The sequence below is a fragment of the Desulfitobacterium elongatum genome, from assembly GCF_055378975.1.
Genome location: NZ_AP038772.1, coordinates 2855865 through 2875427 on the forward strand (window position 1 = coordinate 2855865; position 19563 = coordinate 2875427).

Genomic DNA, 19563 nt, shown 5'->3' on the forward strand with positions numbered 1-19563 from the left:
AAAATATGGAGAAAACTGTCTGTGAATTGTTTGCCGGAGTCGGTGGCTTTCGTCTAGGATTAGAAAGGGCTTCAAAAGAATGGAAAACCGTTTGGTTTTCACAATGGGAACCCGGTAGAACAAAACAATGGGCACATAATTGTTATGTCAGCCATTGGGGAGATATTGATGAAAACACAGGTTTAGATATTGGAATTGTGGATAAAGAACAAATACCTAGCCACAACTTATTAGTAGGCGGCTTCCCTTGCCAGGATTATTCTGTGGCCAGACCATTACCAGGAAGTTCAGGAATTGAAGGGAAGAAAGGAGTCCTTTGGTGGCAGATTAGGGATACTTTGCAAGCAAAGGGAGCCTCGTTTGTATTGCTTGAAAATGTTGACAGATTGCTTAAGTCCCCAGCATCACAGCGTGGAAGAGACTTTGGAGTTATTCTTTCCTGCCTCGCTGATTTAGGATATGCAGTGGAATGGAGAGTTGTCAACGCAGCAGAATATGGAGCAGGTCAGCGTAGAAGAAGGATTTTTATTTTTGCTTACAATTTGTCTTCAAAGTATTCTAATGCCTTAAAGGGTGCTGCGGTAAGCGAGATAGTGAACAGCAAAGGTTTCTTCGCTCGCACATTTCCCATCCATCCCACTGATATCATTTCTTCTACTACACTCAATTATCATGATATTCCAAATGTGTCTGAAACCTTTAAGTTTGGGTTTGAAAACGCTGGATATATGATTAACGGAACTGTGTATACAGCTAAGGTTTCTCCTGTCATTGAAAAAGCTATTCCTCTTAGGGTATTACTTGAGAGGGATGTGCCAGAAAAATATGTCTTAAAATCAGATTTAGGAAAATGGGAATACTTAAAGGGTTCAAAAAAAGTTAATCGTATAAGCAAAACTGGTCACGAGTATGTGTTTAGCGAAGGACCAATTGCCTTTCCAGATGACATAGATATGCCTGCCAGAACAATGCTAACCTCAGAATCAAGTCTTAATAGGAGCACTCATGTTATTAGAGACTCGCAAAATGGCGAGCTTCGTCTATTGACTCCAGTAGAAGCTGAGCGAATTCAAGGCTTTGACCCTGACTGGACGAATACAGGAATGCCCGAGAAGTTTAGATATTTCTGTATGGGGAATGCTTTAGTAGTACCAATGATTACAAGAATGGGCAAAACGCTTAATGAAATATTTGACGCTGAATAACGTTAAACTCAAAAAGGCAATTACCATTAAGAAGTGGTAATTGCCTTTTTCATAAGTGTAAAATTAGTTAATCGTATCGTTTCTATTGATACATTATTTTCCTAATCTCACCACGCGAGTCTTCGACATCCAAGTGGTAATAAGGAATACCCTGCATATAAATATGGAAAACAGTCTCTACTGTTGCTCCGACATTGACCCCAATATTATACGCTCCTGCAGGAATTTCTTGGCTACAATGTATAACTTCAAAACTATTAGCAAAATGCCGTTATTGCCTGCTTACTTCATAATCTGAATATTACGGTTCACGAGAGCCACTATTTGAACCAGTAGAAGATTCATTCAATTATTATTAAGAACCTAATACTTCTGCTCTATAATCTTTTTGCGTAATACTCCTCCAACTTATCGTCGCAATGTCTCACTATCCACTCCTTCTCCTGAGTGGATAACTTTTTGAAGATATGCCGATTGAACTCCACATACTCAATTTCCTTACACCGATTCATAAATCTCATGTCCTCAAAACGTTTAAAGGGATTGGCGAAAATATTCCGTTCGATTTCCTTTTTGGTATAGCCTTCTTTGCAATAAACACTTGATTTTTTCTCAACGATTAGACCCTTTTCTTTCCTGTCACGATAATAGTCCATGAAGTAATTTACGATATCCTCTACTGGCACTCTACCATTTTCGTTAACATGTCTTAGCATGGCCTTGAGTAGCAATGGTTTATAAGAGAAACTCATATCCATGGTCCTGACCATCTCCATGAATTTATCCTTCATATTTGCTGGGTTAAGCAAGTCCTAACCGAGCTGTTCTGCATATCTCTTAACCGTTTCTTCTTTAAAGTATTTAAAACTCCATTGGGTCCCTATAGGTACGTCAAGGTCAGAAGTTATTTTCCCTTCGCGGATATATCTTTCAATGGTTTCTGATTGCACATCGACCATCCGTACGAATTCCAGTTGAGATATCATATCTTTGACTTCATCCTGCCAATTAAATAGGTCTATCAATTCATAATCTGAGACATCCATAGGGAAGTCTAGATAAACTGAGGGCTTTTGACCTTTAGCCAGTAAATCCTGGTCTAACTTAAACTGTTCTTTTGAAGCCAGGACATATTTCCCTGGCTGATAGTCCTTTATGTTAAAAATCCTATGCAAAGAGTAAGGCGCATTAAATAAATTAACATTTTCTATGAAATCAAAAACCATCAAATATTCTTTGCCCTTGCTCTTGCGCATTCCACTCCCCAGTTGCTGAAGGTAGAGTGTTTTTGAGAGAGTCGGCCTTGCCATAAATAATACCTCGGTTTTGGGGCTATCCCAACCTTCGTTTAGGAGATCACAGGCGCATAGAACATCAATATCTCCATTTTCATACTGTTCCAGGATTCTCAATCTTTCCGAAGATTTTAACGTTCCTGATACAGCCTCACTCCGGATACCGTTTTGTTTAAACAACTCTGCAATTTCCTGAGCATGACGGACTGAGGCACAGAAAACCACCGTCTTTTTATTCTTAACCCAATTCTGGTAGGTATCAACGAGTATCCGGTTTCTCTCCGGCACAAAGAGTTTACTTTCCAAATCCTGCGAGTTATATTTAATGCCATCGATTCGGACCGTTGAGAGGTCAATATTAGTTTTTACTCTAATACATCGAATAGGGACGAGCTCTCCGATTTCAACCGCTGTTTGCAAATCCAGCTTATGGGCTACTTTCTTAAAGACTTCGAGCAAATCTCGCTTTCAAGTGCAAAATCGATGAAGCGCCTATTTCCGTAGATATCGGTAAAAGGGTATTGAACAAAAAGATATTGTGATTTATCCTGCTCACCTACTCCCCTATGATACTTAAATTATACAAGAAAAAAGGTACAGCTACTCATTTTTCTTGAGTTGCTGTACCTTTTTTCTTGTATAAAAGAACTTTTTCAGTGGCCACCCATTTCGAGCAGGGTATTTCCTTTTGTGAGAGTAAACATAAGAAGGATTATCTTGTTTTCTAATGAGTCCCAGTAAATTACCGGTAGCTATGCTGAAATTTCTTCTAAGATCTTCCCTTTGGTTTCTTCCCCTAGAATCGCTACTACTACAGCTGCGACCACAAAACAAGCTGCACCTAGAGCAAATACTCCCGAGTTTCCTGCTGTGGGAAGAATGACTGCAACAATATAAGGTCCTAATAAGGAACCAAAACGGCCAATCGAAGAAGCAAAACCAGCTCCAGTTGCCCGAGCCCGAGTCGGATAAAGTTCAGGGGTGTAGGCATACATACTCGACCACATTCCAAAGAGGAAAAACTGCATACATAAGCCGAACCCTATGAGAGTGTTTAGACTTGAAGCAGTTCCATAGAAGTAAGCCGAAACAGCCGATCCTAGGAGAACGAAAATAACGGTTGGTTTTCTCCCGATTTTTTCAACCAGGTAAGCTGCCGTAAAGAAACCTGGAACACCCGCTAGAGATATAAGCAGTGTATAGAATACGGACTTCGTAACAGAATAACCTGCTTGTTGTAGAAAAGCACCGAGCCACGTTGTTAATCCGTAATAACCGAGGAGAGCAAAAAACCACAGGGACCAAACCATAATCGTCCGTTTTTTATAGCCTGGAGCCCACAATTCCAGGAAGGAGAAACGGCGCTCTTTCTTAACTTTTGGAGCGTGAACTTCCTTAATCGGCGGTAACTCTGCGCCTCCTAATTCAATTTGCACACGATTTTCAAATTCTGTCATTACTCGATCTGCTTCCGCGTCCTTACCACTATCGGCTAACCAACGTGGAGATTCAGGCACAAAACGACGAATAATAAGTACGAAAATTGCTGGTATACCTTCAGCTATAAATACCCAACGCCAACCGCCGACTGGCAAAATGAAATAGGATAATAACCCTGCACCGATAAAACCGATGGGCCAAAAACCCTCTAAAAGTGCAATGTAACGTCCACGATTTTGGGCAGGAATAAATTCTGAAACGAGGGATTGACCGATAGGGAATTCCATACCCATTCCAAAACCTAAAAGAATTCGCAATATGGCTAATTGCTCAACAGACTGGGCAAAGGCACAACCAATACTTGCAGCCCCCCACAGAATCATACTGGTCTGAAAGACAATTTTTCGTCCAAACTTATCGGCGACCATACCTGCAGTTGCGGCTCCTAGGAACATTCCTAAAAAGCTTGCACTGGAGAGCAACCCCGCCTGAACATTATTTAGACCAAAATAAGTTTTGATGGATCCTAAGACGAACGTTAACATACCAAGATCCATAGAATCGAAAAACCAAGCTGTTGCGATGATGTAGAAAATCTTTTTCTGATATGAAGTTAGGGGTAACCGCTCCAACCGCTGGGGAATGCTATACTGAGAATTCAATGAGAGTTGAGCCATAAACTTCACTCCTTTCTAATAATTGAAATTATTCTGATAATTATCTTCAAGAGTTACCCCCACTTTTTTGGTGGGCAACTATGAATTCTTATTCTGTCAGGACTAAGACCATTTCTTTAGCCACTAGCTAAATAAGTGATCTTCAATACTTAGTCCGTTTTGAATCTGTACAAAATCCTCATCCCAAGGTCCTAAAAGTAATTTCCGAATGTAATCTAAGGATCCGGCAATCTCTTCATATTGGAGTTTGAAGAACCTAGCGAATTCTAGGACGTATTTTTTTGCTGAATCTTCATTCTCTTGGGTACGGATCAACACGGTTCTACGATAATGCTTTAAACTCTCCGTAGCTGTCCACTCAGCGGTCTCCTCATCATACTTTTCAAGGGTTTTATAATACTCTTTTAAAGGGTCATCTGCAGCTTCGACCCATCCCTTTGTAAAGTAGTACGTCCCTGGATTCTGCGCGAACTCAGTATAGTACCTTGACCTAAACCCTAGACTTAAACCGATACAATCATCGATTTTCGGGATGATTAGGGTTTGATTCTTACCAGCCGTAAGCCCTATTACTGCTCGACTGCATAACCCATAGCCTAATAAAATGTAATCGTAGGTATTGGCCTTGAAGATCTCACGCTCTAACTCTTTTCTTAACATGGCGGGTGTTCTGTGGAGGCCCTGCTCCAGATAGGTGTAATCGTAGTTCATTGCCCCAATGGCTTCGATTTGATCCTTCAGTACATTACAGGCAATAACTAGGGTTTTTATGGGAGTATCTATCCCCCTTTCATCCACTTCCATCCTGTCATCGTCACCTCCCTAGCATTGAACGTTCTTAAAGGAGGAGATTATTATTTTTAGTAAGGATAAACTCAATATTTACAGTTATCTTGGAATGTCTCCCACATCGCAATAAAGTTTTCAATAGGAACGTCATCTTGTATATTGTGAACTGCCGAGAAGACAAAACCTCCATCTCTTGCAAACGTGTCAATATTTCTCTCAACTTCTTCTCTTACCTGTTCAGGCGTTCCGTTCGGAAGAGTGGATTGGGTATTGATCCCTCCGCCCCAGAACACGATGTCCTTCCCGAACCTACTCTTTAATAGTTCAGGGCCCATATCCGCTGCGCTTATTTGCACCGGATTTAAGATGTTAAAGCCTGCGTTAATGATGTCCGGCAAAGCAGCAGTGACTGATCCGCAGCTATGCAGGGTCATTTTGATATCTCCCTTAGACTTAATATAGTCATTCAGCTTCTTATGATAAGGAAGAATCATCTCTCGAATGAGCTTGGGCGAAACAAAGGTTCCCCGCTGTGTTCCAAAATCATCCGCTTCACAGCAAACATCCACCAGACCACCGTAGACCTCAAAAATGTTGTCATAGTACTCCATTTTCTTTTCAAGCAATGTATCCATAAACGCGGTACAACGCTCAGGTTCAGCGACTAACATAGCAAGCCAGTTTTCAAAATTCCAGATCAAGGGACCAGTCTGCAAAAATCCATTTCCAAACGTCTCAGATATCGTGGTTGCAAGGCCTGCTGCTCGATAATCTTCGAGCTCCTTCCGACCCGAAGGATCAAATTTATCCGGTGTAGGCCAAACGAACTTCTTATCATCATCTTCATCTTCAGCATTCTTCAAGATGCAATCATATAAATCAAAATAAAGCCCGTTTTGCTTTGGCATTCTGTAGGTGGTTCCCCAATCATTCATATAATAAAAGCTTTCTTCGTCTTCCCATTTCTTTGCGTAGACACTTATTCCTTGTTTAATGGGTTTGAGCCTAGCTGCCCGTACATCACAGCGTAGCAAATCTAACACCTTGTCAGATGCGTAAACAAGTTGATAAGGAACATGGCAGACTTGAATTTCCTCCTCTTTAATGCCGAAATAATCTAGAAGTTTGAGATAAAAATATTTAGTGAATTTACATGAATTCCCTGCTCCCAGGTCGAGAGGTATGCGATCTGGTTCTTTATGATTAAGAGCACATAAAAGCCTTTCTCGACTGTTCATTCTGTTACCTCCACCTTTCAAAAAATTAGGATAAATCTTCCTATTCCTTAATTGTTGGCTTCATTAACCTACAACTAGGCAAGAATTTCTTTGGCAATGTCAGCAGCGGTTGCTGCATCAGGGGCAAAAGCATCGGCGCCGATTCTATTCGCATATTCTTGAGTGATTGGTGCACCACCGACGATTATTTTAACCTGGGTGTTCAAACCTGCCTCAGTAATTGCTTCGATGGCCTCTTTTAAATGGGGCATGGTTGTCGTTAATAGGCAGGAGAGACCGATAAGCTTACATTCCGGATTTGCTTTAATGGCTTCGATGAATTTTTCTGCTTTGACATCAACACCTAAGTCGATAACATTATAGCCGGCGCTTTCAATCATCATCGCGACAAGGTTTTTGCCGATATCATGCAAATCGCCATCCACTGTCCCGATTATGAAGGTCTTCGCATTATCACTGTAGTCAGTGACTAAATAAGGTCTTAATACTTCCACACCTTCCTTCATGGCACGTGCAGCGACGAGCATTTCCGGGACATAAATTTCACCGACTTTAAATTTCTCCCCCACTAAACTCATGGCATCAATCATACCTTGATTTAAGATATCGATTGGGCTAAGACCTTCGGCTAGTGCCTCTTCAACAAGATTGCGTACATTTTTCTTCTTACCGAATTCAATTGCTTTTGAAATCTCTTGAATTTTTGACATATAAGTCCCTCCCATTTTAAAACTTATTTGTAGTAAATCTTTTTAACTTAGTTCGCAGGTTTAGGCAATGCTCCGATTAAGCCCTCTTTATATATAGAGATAAATTCTAAGCAGTATTCATCTTTTTCGAGCAATGCATTTGTAGCGTACTACTTTCCCCTTTTTGTAATTTTCAGCGGTTAGATCTTATTAACAAACTAATACACTGCAATATTCATGCCAATTTGAATAGTCTGAATCTTACGGCTGTTGGGGAGTCCCTTGATTCCGATTATAATCAAATACATAGTTTGTACGCTCTAATGAAGTTAGTAAAACTCAGATCTACTGAACAAAAAAAGTGATTACAAACGAAATCACTGATTCCATCTGTAATCACTTCACAGGATAGTTCAACTCTCACCTAAGCTATATTTTTTCATTTTCTTTACTAAAGCCGATTGACTAATTCCTAATAATTGTGCAGCTCTACGAGTGTTTTTTGTTGCTTTATATGCCTCATCGATCATCCTTTTTTCTTCACCTGCTAGGTATCCATAAAGAGAGGTGAGGGCCTTTACACTTTTCTCTCGTGGGAGGAAAGATAAAACACTTAGATTATTTTCCCCTATACAATCTTCTAGACTTGTTACGAGGAGTCGTTCAATGGTATTTTCTAATTCACGAACATTACCTGGCCAATTATACTCCAGTAATTTCTCCATAACATCGGGATGGATCCATTTTTGAAGCTCATAACGTTGGTTAAACTGATTCAGGAATTCCATAACAAGTGGTAAAATATCGTCTTTCCGTTCTCTTAACGGAGGGATGGTTATAGGTACAACCTTTAATCGATAGTAAAGATCCTCTCGAAATGTTTTCTCTTCAACCATTTTTTCCAGGTCACAATTCGTTGCCGCCACTATCCTAATATTTAGTTTTATTGATTTCTGAGCACCAATCCGAGTTATCTCTTTTTCTTGAATTGCTCTTAACACTTTAACCTGTAAATCTAAAGGCAATTCCCCTACTTCATCTAAAAATAAAGTCCCCTCATTAGCAAGTTCGAAAAGTCCGGGCTTTCCTTGTCTTAAGGCTCCCGTAAAAGCACCAGGCTCGTAACCAAAAAATTCTGATTCCAAAAGGTTTGCGGGTATCGCTCCACAATTAATTTTAATAAAAGGCCCCTTTGAACGTTTGCTTGCTCTGTGAATGAGTTGAGCAATAAGCTCTTTCCCTACCCCGGACTCTCCTAATATAAGAACTGTACTATCAACCTTGGCAACATATCGAGCCATCTCTATGCTAGTCTTCATTTCTGAATTCCGAGTTATAATTTTCTTAAAGGGCTCTTGGGATCTCAACAATTCTAATTCATGAAAATAAGAATTTTTTACCTTTTCACTGTTTGCGAGTTGCTCTTTCAAAGCCTTAAGCACCGATACATCTCGGACAGCGGTCACGACGTAAATTATGTTTCCTGAATCATCAAAAACGGGCATTCCTGTGAATAATAAGTCTTTACCGTTACGAATATCAATAACATCCACTCTGGATTTTCTTTCGATTACCTTCTCAGTAACGGAAATATTCATATATCCCTGTAAAAGCAGCTCTCTTACATGCTTCCCCACAAATTCTTTAGCTGTAATACCTGTCATACGTTGGTATGCATCATTGGCTCGAACAATATAGCACTTCGCGTTAGCTACGACAATCCCATCCTCTACAGCTTCGATAATGGCATCAAGTTCTTTGTTTAATGCCTGTACTGAGTTCAATTGATTCGAAAGAACTTCATAATCAGACATATCCTGGAAAATTCCGATCGCACCGATAATCTCGGCTCCGTTGCGAACAGGACTTCGATTTACTATAACGAGTCTCTTCCCCATCCACATTTTTTGATTGAGTTCAGTTTTTCCATTCTCCATAACTTCGATCAAGCGTGTATTAGGAAGCACTTCCTCGATTTGGATACCTAGCGTCTGAGATTTTGGCGATTCAAGGATTTGCTCAGCCTTTTTGTTATATAAAATAATTTGCCTCTTACGATTAATAGCAATCATTCCGTCATTCGCATTTTCAAAGATCTCCTGCCAATTTGCTTTTTCAAAATCAATTGTCATAGAGATTTCTCTCCTCACTCCTAGCTTATTTTCTCATCAGTCTTATAAAAAAATTTAAAATTAGTTTATAATTCGGCACAGATATTTCTGAACCTTCTGAAAGATATAAATCTATATGCCCTTATTTGGTGTAAAATGCTCCACCGCAAGTTAGCGTAGAGAGATAATCCCCAAACAGGGGGTGAGGCAGATGAACTATTTCTGCATATCTTATGGAAGAAAAAGGTTTTCTTGGAAGGAGGAATAGCCTTTGAATGAAGCATTATTCCGAGCGATGATGAAGCAAAATGGTAAAAAAATAGCCAAGCTTTCAACGGGGATCATCCTCTATGAAGGACTCTTAACCTACGTGTACCCCGTTATTTCTGAGAATCCAGCAGTGACGCAAATCGCTGAATCCATTCCTTCAGCTGTCAAGACGGTATTTGGTGTCTCTGAGGAGGCTAGGGTGGATACGTTTGAAGCCTTTATCTCAGCTCAGTTTTTTGCCCGAATCTGGGCGATGCTTATGGCTTTATATAACGTGGAGAGTGCTAATGAACTTCTGGCCAAAATGGTGGATGATGGCTCCCTAGCCTTTCTCCTCTCCACACCAGTTCCACGCGATGAGTTTCTTTCCACGCAAGCGCTGGTACTTTTTAGCGGGAATGCCCTCCTGGTACTCTTTACTATCTTGGGGTTATATGGAGGAACTTACCGTTTCGGGATCGAGATTGATCGCTGGCGCTACTTTCGTTTTGCTATTCTCGGGTTTGCTTTCTTTTCTCTGATTGGTGCTTATAGCCTATTTTTCTCGGCATCGCTTGCCCGGGAGGATATTGCTGTCACGCTTGCAGCCGGGTTAACCTTAACCTTTTATGCCTTTGATGTCGCGGGAGGACTTAGTGATAAATTGTCCTCACTTCGCAAACTCTCTCTTTTTCAAGCTTATCAACCACAAGAAGTATTGGAGGGTACTGCCGATCCCGCGAAAAAGATCTTAGGACTCACTGCTGGGGCCGCCGTTCTCTTAAGTCTGGCTCTATTCGCTTTTGACAAGAAGGATTTGCCCCTTTAATGGAAAAATATGAAGCGAGGATTAAAGAATGCTTGGAATACCCTTAAGACACCTTGCTCGTTATTCGGAAATAATCTCTGTATTGATACGCTACGACTTAGGTTATTTCGTCATGGCACAGCTCCCGCTACCCATGACGACTAGCATCGGCAAGCCAACTCAACGTGATTATTCAGAAGCAGATTTAGCACAGATTGGGGCTCGTTTGCGGGGAGCCCTCACAGAACTTGGACCTACCTTTATTAAGATGGGGCAATTGGCAAGTACCCGTTCTGATATCCTGCCACAACCGCTTGTCGCAGAATTGACGAAGCTTCAAGATCAGGTGCGACCGCTCTCATTCGCGGACGTCCGACACGTTCTGGAAAGTTCCCTTCAACAGAGCTTGGATACTATATTTAGGAAATTTGACCCAAAGCCTCTTGCAGCAGCATCAATAGGGCAAGTGCATCAGGCTGTGCTAACGAACGGTGACAAAGTAGCCGTTAAAGTTCAACGACCTCATCTGCGTGAGGTCGCTAACGTCGACTTGGAAATTTTTAAGACACTTGTTGCTCAGTTAGAACAGCGAACAGACTGGGGAAAACGTTATCCCCTACGGCTAATCCTTGATGAGTTCGGAAAAAGTCTATTGGCAGAGCTGGATTTTACGCTGGAAGGACGAAATTCGGAGAAACTGGCTCAACTTGATGGGCAAGAGCATTTCATTATTCCGAAAATCTACTGGGAATTTTCTAATGCTACCGTCCTCACTCAAGAATTTATGGCTGGGGTTTCTGTGTCCCAAATGCTTCATACGAAGAACGTTGCACCCCCTGCTTCAGACTATAATCTCCCGCTTATCGCCAAACAGTTAAGTCAAGGTCTTCTTCAACAAATCCTGCGAGATGGGTATTTTCATGGTGACCCCCATCCCGGAAATATCCTGTTTTTACCTGGTGGGAAAATAGCGTTAATCGATTTTGGCATTGTTGGAATGTTAACTGATACCATGCGTTCTCAGCTAGCTGAGCTTGTCATTGCTCTTATTCACGGAGCCGAGACGGAACTTTTAGATACTCTCTCGCAAATGGGGATTGTCCCAGAACAAATTGACCGAGTTCTCTTTCAAGAGGATGTCTCGGTTTTACGCATAAAACACTTTAAAAAAACCAACTGGAAAATAGGCTTCAGCGAAGTTGTGCAGGACTTCTTTCATATTATAAATCGTCACGGAATCTATATTCCTTCAGAGTTCGTGCTTGTTGGTAAATCCTTATTGACCCTAGAGTGTATTCTAAAGCAACTGGATCCTGAATTTAGTCTGGTTGATCAAATTAAGCCTTTTAGTCGGAAGCTGATCTTGAAAAAATATACTCCACTAGATTTCTTCCAGAGAGTTCAAAATCACTTCCATACTTTGAGTAGCTATTTTTCCCATTAACTTGTATCCTTCAATCCCAGGATGGAATTCATCTCCAAAAAGTTTAGCGGACTGTCCTTCCTTCACTGCAGTCCAGAAGGGTGAGTAAAAATCTATTATCTTAAGATTTTCCCTATTAGCATAATCCTTTAGCCAATTACGATAGTCCGCCATAATATTCTCTTCTTCCGGCATCAGGGAAGGTATGGGTAAGCCGAGAATAGGGATAATCCCCTGTTGGCGACTCATTTCCACCATTGCTGTAAGATTTGTACTTACCTCAGCCAGTGGATAGCCTGCAATTGCGTCATTAGTTCCACCTAGTATGATTACGTGCGTAGGACTGTATACAAGTACCTCCCTCCGAAAACGCTCACGCATATTCAGGGTGAGATCCCCGCATACCCCTTTATTTAGAATATCAATATTTAATTCCTGGGCTACGTATCTTACCCAGGACTCCTTAGAGCTATATGGATATCCCTTAGTGATTGAATCACCTATGGCAACGATTTTCATGGTCCTTACTCCCTCTTTTCAATTGCCTGAAGATTGTTTCTGCATTACTTGTCTAAATCCTGCCGATTCTTTTCACTATGCAAAAAAGGCTCATCCATACTCTGGAATTATTCCATTCTTATGATCATTACATTCTTAATAAAATAAGGCTTACGCATGAGACGGTGTTTTTGCCATTATAATAGGGCATCCCACAACTTTTTTCCAAGGCCATAACATCAATTCCATAAGACTCGACAGAAGGAACTGCTTCTTCTGGAAAACGGCACTCTTGACTGTCAAGGAAAGCACACTTACCACAGTAAGTACAGGGACCTACGTTCAAGGGCAGAATCTCTTGGAGGGTATCCATCTTTCTTAGCTCAGCTAAGATATTCCTAAAAGTTATGGTATGATCGACAGTAGCTTGCTGCATACCTTTCCAATCAAAGGAGCTTTTGAGTTGATACACGGTCTGGAACAATAATCCATGGTTATATTGTAAAACTCTATTCCTTAGTTCATTAATCGAACCAATACTTGGAGGGCACATCCAGTTTTTATTGTAGCTGCCACAGGTATTCTGCTCACATTGCATTCTGAAGTCTTCATTAAACTTAATATCTTGCACAGCAATAATGGCAGCATGAGCTACACCTAGAGATTTTGCCAGAGAGCATAAATTATCGAGATTAAATTCCAAGTGTATTACCTCCTCTCCTTGATGCAACTACCTTTTTACTAACGTTGAAACCGGGTACTCTTTTTCTACACAGTCCTCAAAGCATTGCCTTGCGTATCCGTCAAGTATCACCTTAGTCGTACCAAATATTATTGCAGTTGCATTGATGGTGACCTTTTTTAGTTTCGCTTCACTCCATCCCGCAGATGGATTCATATTAATAGCCTTACCGGTAGAAGATAACCAAAGATTTTCCGTCCCCTCAATAAAAACCTTAATATGCCCTACAAACCCCTCATTATTACTCACCCATTTGAGGATCTCTTCGATCCAGTGAACCAGGGCCTCTTGGACAGGCAGCGTGCTGCTTTCTTTCATAAGTAAAAATTCATAGGTTTCGGAAAAAATCGCGGGATCGAGACTATGATCATGATCGTTTTCATGGGCATGTTCGTCTTCATGCCCATACTCATTCTTGTGCTCGTGACAGTGCTCATACTCATGCTCGTGTTTAGGTTCGCTCATCACTTATCACCGCCTCACGCCAGATTTCCGGCCTAATTCCCGTAAAGGTAGATACACAATAAAGCTGTGCGGAGGGGTTCAGCTTTGCCAAGCTTTTCTCTATCTCAGTCAAAGCCTCGGGCTGCAAACAGTCAATCTTATTTAAAAAGACAGTATCGGCATTGCTTACTTGACCTTCGACAAGCCCAGGTACTATCTCCGTGAGTTCTTCCCAACGTTCGGCATCAGCGACGATCATAATCTTCAAGCTCTCGATTCCCTTCCCATAGCTGCGAAGCGTTTCGGCGATTTTATGGGGATAAGCCATTCCAGTTGCCTCGATAATTACCCATTGAGGATCATAGGTCTCATAAAGTTCATTCAAGGTCACCGTAAGTTCCGTGGTTAGTGTACAACAGATACAGCCTGAGAAAAGCTCCCGTACCATGAGTCCATCGGCCTTGAGGATCTTGTCATCTATTCCTGTCTCTCCTACTTCATTTTCAATGATAACTAAAGAAGGCTTTTCCTGAATTGATACGGATGCTTTTTGGATATTTTCCGTAAGGAATTTTGCGGCGGAGAGAATTAATGAGGTCTTTCCCGAACCTAAAAAGCCGCCAAATAGTAGGATATTCAAGCTATTTCACCTCCGGGAATGCTAGATTCTTAATAAAACTTTTTTGAAAATGGGGATGATTTGCTAATTCAATGAACTCGGCTTTCTCGGCGATAGCTCGACAACGCTGAATATTGTAGCCTGAGAGCAAGGCCTTGACAGCCCCTTCTCCAGCAGCGTTTCCAACCGAGCGAACCTTTTGACGCTCTTGCACAGGTATTAAGCCTATAGCTAAGGCACTATCCAAATCAACAAAGCTTCCAAAAGCGCCGGCGATAAGAACTTGTTCAACGTCCTTTGGATTGACTCCAAATCCTTCCATTAAGATTTGGGAACCGGTGCAAATCGAGGACTTAACCAGCTGAATTTCCCTAACATCGGCTTGGGTAATCACAATATCCGAATGGGTTGCGCTCTCCTCAGCAAAAGCCAGCACAAATTCCCGATGCCCTTCCCTTTCTTTTATTCTTGACTGGAGCTTACCGGGGAGTTTAGAAATTTGACTGCCACTAATAAATCGTCCCGAAGAGGTGATAATTCCCGCCCGGACCATTTCTGCTAGTGCCTTAATAATACCTGACCCACAAATTCCTGCTGGTTTTTGATCTTTAATCGTCCAGATTAAGACATCCTCCGTAATCATTACATCATCGATCGCTCCATCGGTTGCCCTCATACCACATCTTAACTGTGCTCCTTCAAAAGCTGGTCCAGCAGCAGTCGAGGAAACGATCAGCCGCTCCCTATTGCCGAGTACAATCTCTCCATTGGTTCCTAAATCAATCAATAAAGTGAGTTTTGAAGTCAGATCCTGATCCATTGCCATAACAGCTGCAGTTGTATCCGCACCAACAAAACTAGCAATATTGGGCAGGAGTAACACTCGCCCGCCAGAATTAATATCAAGGGAGAGATCCTGCGGGCGTTGGGGACGTAAATATTTAAAGCCTTGAACATAGGGAGGCATCGTTAAGCAAGTCGGGGAGATCCCCATCAGGAGATGTTCCATCGTTGAATTCCCCACAACTGTTACGAGATAAACATCCTGTCCTGTAATCCTGACTGTGGCACAAAGCTGTTCAATAAGGTTATTTAAGCAATTACAAATAAGATCAGAAAGTTGCTTTAACCCTTCTGGGTTTTCTGCTGCTTTGATTCGGGAAATCACATCTGCACCAAAAGCGGTTTGAGGATTTGTTTCAGCAGCTGCAGCAACCACTTCTCCCCTATTCATATCCATAAGCATTCCTGCTACAGTCGTACTCCCAATATCAAAGGCTACTCCGTAAAATGTAGCGGAAGTATCCCTTGGTTCCACAGCCGTAACGGTATTGTCTATATGAATCAGCGTATACGTCTCAGTTTTGGTCGGCGCAAGCAAAGAGATTTCTTGCAGGGCCAGCCTATCGAAATCGAGTTCCATCTTTAGGGCATTTTGGATCATGTCCTGCAGCGAATAGTTTTGGTCTAAGGCTGGATAAGTCGGTCGAACACTAGACTTTTTGAGCACTGGAATTCTATGTTTGACTGGAATATGGATTCTCCCAATTTCGCCTTTTGCACTTACCCCTTTGGGAACCATTTTGTCCAAGACCACTTGTCCTTGAGCATAAACCTGACAAGCTAAGTATGTACCATCTTTTTCAGGTTTGGCAGGGCTTCCACTGCTATCCACGACCTGCCCACTCAAAACGCGTACTTTGCATTTGCTGCAAGTTCCTTTCCCACCACAGATCGACTCCAAAAAAATGCCCGAAGCCGTTAATGCCTCCATTAGTGTCTGCTTTGTATCTCTAACCTGGACAGGTTTTTGCCCCTCTAGGATGATTTGGGCTTTAATCTCCTCACTCATCGTTAAAAAACCTCGCCCTAATCCTCAATTTTTTTATATTACTTCGCTATACCGATCAGTGTCTGCAGCATCGGTTCGGAATTGTCGAGGCGTAAATGGTTTAAGGTGACTATCCCTCCCGGAGGAATAACCACAAACTCATGATCCCAAGGACCGGTGAGTAATTTTTTCAAATAACGGGTGGAACCGGGTATAACCTGATGAGATAATTTTAGGGTTTCAGCAATCTTTTCTGTGAGTTCAAGGAATTCAGACACCTCATAGGCGCCGGTGTCAATCACTGCAAGACGATGGTAATGATTGAGTATTTGTCGGAAAAGCCGCTCTGCTTTTTCTTTCCCATAGCGCTTAACCGCATATTGATATTCCTGCCAAATGTTACTTTCAAATTCCAGCCAACCTTTGGTGAGATAATAGGTACCCGTTTCTTCGGATATCTTTTTCCGTGCTTGCTGGGAGCCCAACAAAAGGCTGATACAGTCATCGACCCGGGGAAAAACCAATTCAGCAACAGGAGATGTCAACCCGAGCAGCGAGTTACCACAATACCCGAAAGCCATTAACACGCGATCCACATTGGAGATCCGATCTAGTTCCTGTTGCAGACGCTTATTTAAAGTTTCCGTATAGAGATGCAAACCGGATTCTACCCATAAAACGGGATATTCGCATCCCGTCTCTTGAATCGCGCAGTTCAGTTCGTCATTCATTGTATGGCAAGCCAAAATAACAGTTTTCATGCAATTCACCCTCAGGAAATTTCTTGATGTGCCTCAGTCTTGAAAAGAGAGGAACAGAGCTTAACTCCTTCCGAACAGTCCTTTACCCAATAATCTGCCTTTGTGAACTGTCTCACCTGTTCGTTGACTAACCCTCCAATGATGACTTTTACACCCGGTCTTAAGCCCATTTTTTCAAGGGCCTGAACGGTTAAGCGCATGGAATCATAGGATTGGGTAATCAGACCAGACAAGCAAACGATGGAAGCTTTATATTCAAGGCAGGCTTCCACAAATTTCTCAGGTGCTACATCCACACCCAAGTCGATGACCTTAAACCCATTAAAGCGAAGGAGGCTAATCATTAAATTCTTACCTATATCATGGATATCTTTTTTTACAGTTCCGAACAAAAGGGTATTGGATGGATTTAATACAGGTAAGGAATCTGCCTTGTCCGACACAAGTCCAATAACGTCTTTAAAGATCTCCGCAGACATCATGAGATCCGCTAAAAAATACTTTCCCTGGTCGTATAAATTTCCAACTTGTGTCATCCCTTGGCGTGTTTCTTCAATAATTACAATGGAGTCTTTTCCACTTTTCATTTCCGACTCTGCTAGAGATAGTACTTTATCCACATCGAGACGAGTCACTGCGGCAGAGAGCATGCTTTCAACCATTTACGTACCTTCCCCTCTAATTTGGAAGCAATTTTACACTATCAGAATGTATAACTTTTTATCGGTAGATAGTATAAGGTGACTAAGGCTTCCGCCTGCGCTAAGGCTAACAGGTGCGAAGGCAATGCCTTCGGGCGCAAACCAAGTTCTCTTTAGCTGAAGAAACTTTTTGTTGAAGCGACGAGATGATATTTTTCGCCATGACAAATCATGATTGATAATCCTAAAGGAGTACTTTGTCTTCCATAAACTAGTTGTTCAATTTTTAAGGCAGGAATTCCTTCCATAGTTTGTAATAATTCGGAATCGGTAAGGGATAAGGGTACAGCAGTTATCGTGACTTGATTGCGTTCAGATACCATTCCTGTATGATTGGCCACCGCTTCAGGAAAATCTGCATATTTGATTTCATTCTCTACAAGGGGTTGACCTCTTCGATAGGTTAGATAGCGATTCTCCACAGCGATAGGTTCCTCGTCTATAAGGAGCAGCCGGCGAAACTGAATGAGTTTACTTCCAGGCTTGATCTGAAGAAGCGAAGCAACACTTTCATCTGCCGAAACAACATGGATACCGAGAAACTTGATATCGTGGTTACTCGAACTTTCTAAGCTCTGATACGAGAGTTTAAGAATAAGCTCATTCAGGTTGGGGCGAGCTACAAAACTCCCTTTTCCTCGGAAAGATTCAATCAGTCCTTCCTCTACCAAAAGCCTTAGTCCATGGCGTACAGTCATTTTACTAATACCATATTGCTCACCCAATTGTGTTTCCGAAGGCAAAGCATCACCAGACATTAGTTCTCCCGAAAGGATTTTCTCCTTGAGGTCTTCAGCAAGCTGAAAATAAGCAGGAACAAATGATTCACGATTCTTCATAATGGCCTTCTTCCTTTAGTAATGTAGGCAAAGGCAGTCCAGCTGCCTTTGCCCATTTTATAAACAATTATTTGGAGGTTACAGCAGCTACCATCGCTTGGACATTTTCTAATTTGGCGTCAATCGGAATATCGCATCCCGGATGCAGAATGAAACCTGTGGGTCCGATCTCTTCAATCAATTTTTGACAATATTTATGCACAGCATCTGGTGTGCCCAGGGTAAGAAGAGATGCCGGAACATCACCCATAATACACATGGTATCCCCTAAAATTTCTTTAGCCTTAAAGATATCCGTCATGCCATCAAGCTCTAAGATAATCTTTCCTTTCGGGAAGTCTTTGAAACGCGCTAAATCGCGGGTCCAGTTCGAATCAAAATGCAATATTGGCGTAAGTCCTGCGTCAAGGATTTCGTAGGTAAGTTTTTCATAATACGGGAAAACAAAGCGATCCCACTGCGCCTGCGACAACATCTCACTGGCAGCCCGCCAGCCGCCTAGCCAAATATATCCTGCACCTAATTGTTTCGATCCTGCTAAACTTTGGGGAGCCATGTAGGGTAAAACAACATCCATAGCCGCTTGAACTTTATCCGGTATTTTAAACAAATCCCGTACGAACTTGGAGAAAGAGCGGCCTCCACAAAATGCTTCAAACGGAATGGAAATGGGAGCACCACCAGTCAAAGCAGGAATACCAGCTTCTTTCCACATCTCTGCTACTTTGGGAGCATATTGCGCTTGAGCCATAACTTGGGGGAACAGGTCAGGACTGATCCGTTCATGAATATAGGACATAAGCCAATTCGGCCAACCTTCGGCAATAATCCGGTCATAGTCATCTTGTTTCATCAATTCTGCCTCAACGACCTGCCACAATTCGTTTTCCGGAAGCTCCTCCCCCGGAAGTTTTTGTTTGCTTAACCATAACATTTCGAGGCCATGTTTAAAATAGCTTCCATAGTCCACGCCGTCTGCTCCGCCGACTTTTTCCACCGTCTTAATCATGGCTTCGGCAGAAGTTAAGCTATGACTCGTAAATTCAGCAACCGTCATATTCTGGGCCCTGGCTGCAAAGGCTGCAAATTCTAATACTACAGGAGTCCGATCCGTTTTCTCGAGCGCCACAGCTTTAGCTATTCTAGCTCTCCGCTCTTCATATAACTGACTATTTGTCATTAATTTCACTCCTAACTTTCACAA

At 41.9% G+C, this 19563-nt stretch carries 19 protein-coding genes; 3 read left to right on the forward strand and 16 right to left on the reverse strand.

Annotated elements, in window-relative coordinates:
• Nucleotides 1–5: 5 nt before the first annotated feature.
• Nucleotides 6–1205, forward strand: a complete 1200-nt coding sequence (dcm, locus tag ACZ42W_RS13280; protein ID WP_464165828.1) for a DNA (cytosine-5-)-methyltransferase — start codon at nt 6–8, stop codon at nt 1203–1205.
• Nucleotides 1206–1582: 377 nt separating this feature from the next.
• Here the strand turns inward: dcm and ACZ42W_RS13285 are convergent, their stop codons facing one another.
• The 7 genes from ACZ42W_RS13285 to ACZ42W_RS13315 all read right to left on the reverse strand — a co-directional run bounded on the left by ACZ42W_RS13285 (nt 1583) and on the right by ACZ42W_RS13315 (nt 9465).
• Nucleotides 1583–1981: a hypothetical protein gene (locus ACZ42W_RS13285; RefSeq protein WP_464165829.1), complete on the reverse strand. Its 399-nt coding sequence runs from the start codon at nt 1979–1981 to the stop codon at nt 1583–1585.
• A 36-nt stretch (nt 1982–2017) separates the two neighbouring features.
• Nucleotides 2018–2959, reverse strand: a complete 942-nt coding sequence (locus ACZ42W_RS13290) for a DEAD/DEAH box helicase (protein WP_464165830.1) — start codon at nt 2957–2959, stop codon at nt 2018–2020.
• 293 nt (nt 2960–3252) lie between these two features.
• Nucleotides 3253–4617 carry an MFS transporter gene (locus ACZ42W_RS13295; protein WP_464165831.1) on the reverse strand — a complete coding sequence of 455 codons (1365 nt, stop codon included), beginning with the start codon at nt 4615–4617 and terminating at the stop codon, nt 3253–3255.
• Between the two features lie 123 nt (nt 4618–4740).
• Nucleotides 4741–5421: a DUF1638 domain-containing protein gene (locus tag ACZ42W_RS13300; protein ID WP_464165832.1), complete on the reverse strand. Its 681-nt coding sequence runs from the start codon at nt 5419–5421 to the stop codon at nt 4741–4743.
• Nucleotides 5422–5492: 71 nt separating this feature from the next.
• Nucleotides 5493–6644 (reverse strand): uroporphyrinogen decarboxylase family protein, encoded by a 1152-nt coding sequence (locus ACZ42W_RS13305; protein ID WP_464165833.1) that lies wholly within the window; start codon nt 6642–6644, stop codon nt 5493–5495.
• 74 nt (nt 6645–6718) lie between these two features.
• Nucleotides 6719–7354, reverse strand: a complete 636-nt coding sequence (locus ACZ42W_RS13310; RefSeq protein ID WP_464165834.1) for a cobalamin B12-binding domain-containing protein — start codon at nt 7352–7354, stop codon at nt 6719–6721.
• Between the two features lie 392 nt (nt 7355–7746).
• Complete coding sequence (locus tag ACZ42W_RS13315; RefSeq protein ID WP_464165835.1) at nt 7747–9465, reverse strand: sigma-54 interaction domain-containing protein; 1719 nt, start codon at nt 9463–9465, stop codon at nt 7747–7749.
• A 250-nt stretch (nt 9466–9715) separates the two neighbouring features.
• Here ACZ42W_RS13315 and ACZ42W_RS13320 point away from each other — a divergent pair, with 250 nt between their 5' ends.
• On the forward strand, nt 9716–10522 hold the full coding sequence (locus ACZ42W_RS13320; RefSeq protein ID WP_464165836.1) for an ABC transporter permease subunit: 807 nt from the start codon (nt 9716–9718) through the stop codon (nt 10520–10522).
• Between the two features lie 28 nt (nt 10523–10550).
• A complete protein-coding gene (locus tag ACZ42W_RS13325; RefSeq protein ID WP_464165837.1) occupies nt 10551–11945 on the forward strand; it encodes an ABC1 kinase family protein in 1395 nt (464 codons plus the stop codon).
• On the opposite strand, the gene ACZ42W_RS13330 is transcribed toward ACZ42W_RS13325, so the two are convergent.
• The 9 genes from ACZ42W_RS13330 to ACZ42W_RS13370 form a co-directional block, all read right to left on the reverse strand.
• Nucleotides 11883–12443 carry a GDSL-type esterase/lipase family protein gene (locus ACZ42W_RS13330; protein WP_464165838.1) on the reverse strand — a complete coding sequence of 187 codons (561 nt, stop codon included), beginning with the start codon at nt 12441–12443 and terminating at the stop codon, nt 11883–11885. The genes ACZ42W_RS13325 and ACZ42W_RS13330 overlap by 63 nt on opposite strands.
• Nucleotides 12444–12570: 127 nt before the next feature.
• Nucleotides 12571–13125, reverse strand: coding sequence for a DUF2284 domain-containing protein (locus ACZ42W_RS13335; RefSeq protein ID WP_464165839.1), 555 nt, complete (start codon nt 13123–13125; stop codon nt 12571–12573).
• 27 nt (nt 13126–13152) lie between these two features.
• The gene (locus ACZ42W_RS13340) at nt 13153–13629 is read right to left on the reverse strand and encodes a hypothetical protein (protein ID WP_464165840.1); all 477 of its coding nucleotides are present in this window, start codon (nt 13627–13629) and stop codon (nt 13153–13155) included.
• Entirely contained in the window at nt 13616–14248 is a 633-nt protein-coding gene (locus ACZ42W_RS13345) for a GTP-binding protein (protein ID WP_464165841.1), read from the reverse strand. Before ACZ42W_RS13345 ends, ACZ42W_RS13340 begins: the two co-directional genes overlap by 14 nt.
• A 1-nt stretch (nt 14249) precedes the next feature.
• Nucleotides 14250–16079 (reverse strand): ASKHA domain-containing protein, encoded by a 1830-nt coding sequence (locus ACZ42W_RS13350; protein ID WP_464165842.1) that lies wholly within the window; start codon nt 16077–16079, stop codon nt 14250–14252.
• Between the two features lie 38 nt (nt 16080–16117).
• Nucleotides 16118–16819 carry a DUF1638 domain-containing protein gene (locus tag ACZ42W_RS13355; RefSeq protein ID WP_464165843.1) on the reverse strand — a complete coding sequence of 234 codons (702 nt, stop codon included), beginning with the start codon at nt 16817–16819 and terminating at the stop codon, nt 16118–16120.
• 11 nt (nt 16820–16830) lie between these two features.
• A complete protein-coding gene (locus ACZ42W_RS13360; RefSeq protein WP_464165844.1) occupies nt 16831–17481 on the reverse strand; it encodes a cobalamin B12-binding domain-containing protein in 651 nt (216 codons plus the stop codon).
• Nucleotides 17482–17633: 152 nt separating this feature from the next.
• The gene (locus tag ACZ42W_RS13365) at nt 17634–18359 is read right to left on the reverse strand and encodes a GntR family transcriptional regulator (protein ID WP_464165845.1); all 726 of its coding nucleotides are present in this window, start codon (nt 18357–18359) and stop codon (nt 17634–17636) included.
• A 67-nt stretch (nt 18360–18426) separates the two neighbouring features.
• On the reverse strand, nt 18427–19539 hold the full coding sequence (locus ACZ42W_RS13370) for a uroporphyrinogen decarboxylase family protein (protein ID WP_464165846.1): 1113 nt from the start codon (nt 19537–19539) through the stop codon (nt 18427–18429).
• Between the last annotated feature and the right edge of the window lie 24 nt (nt 19540–19563).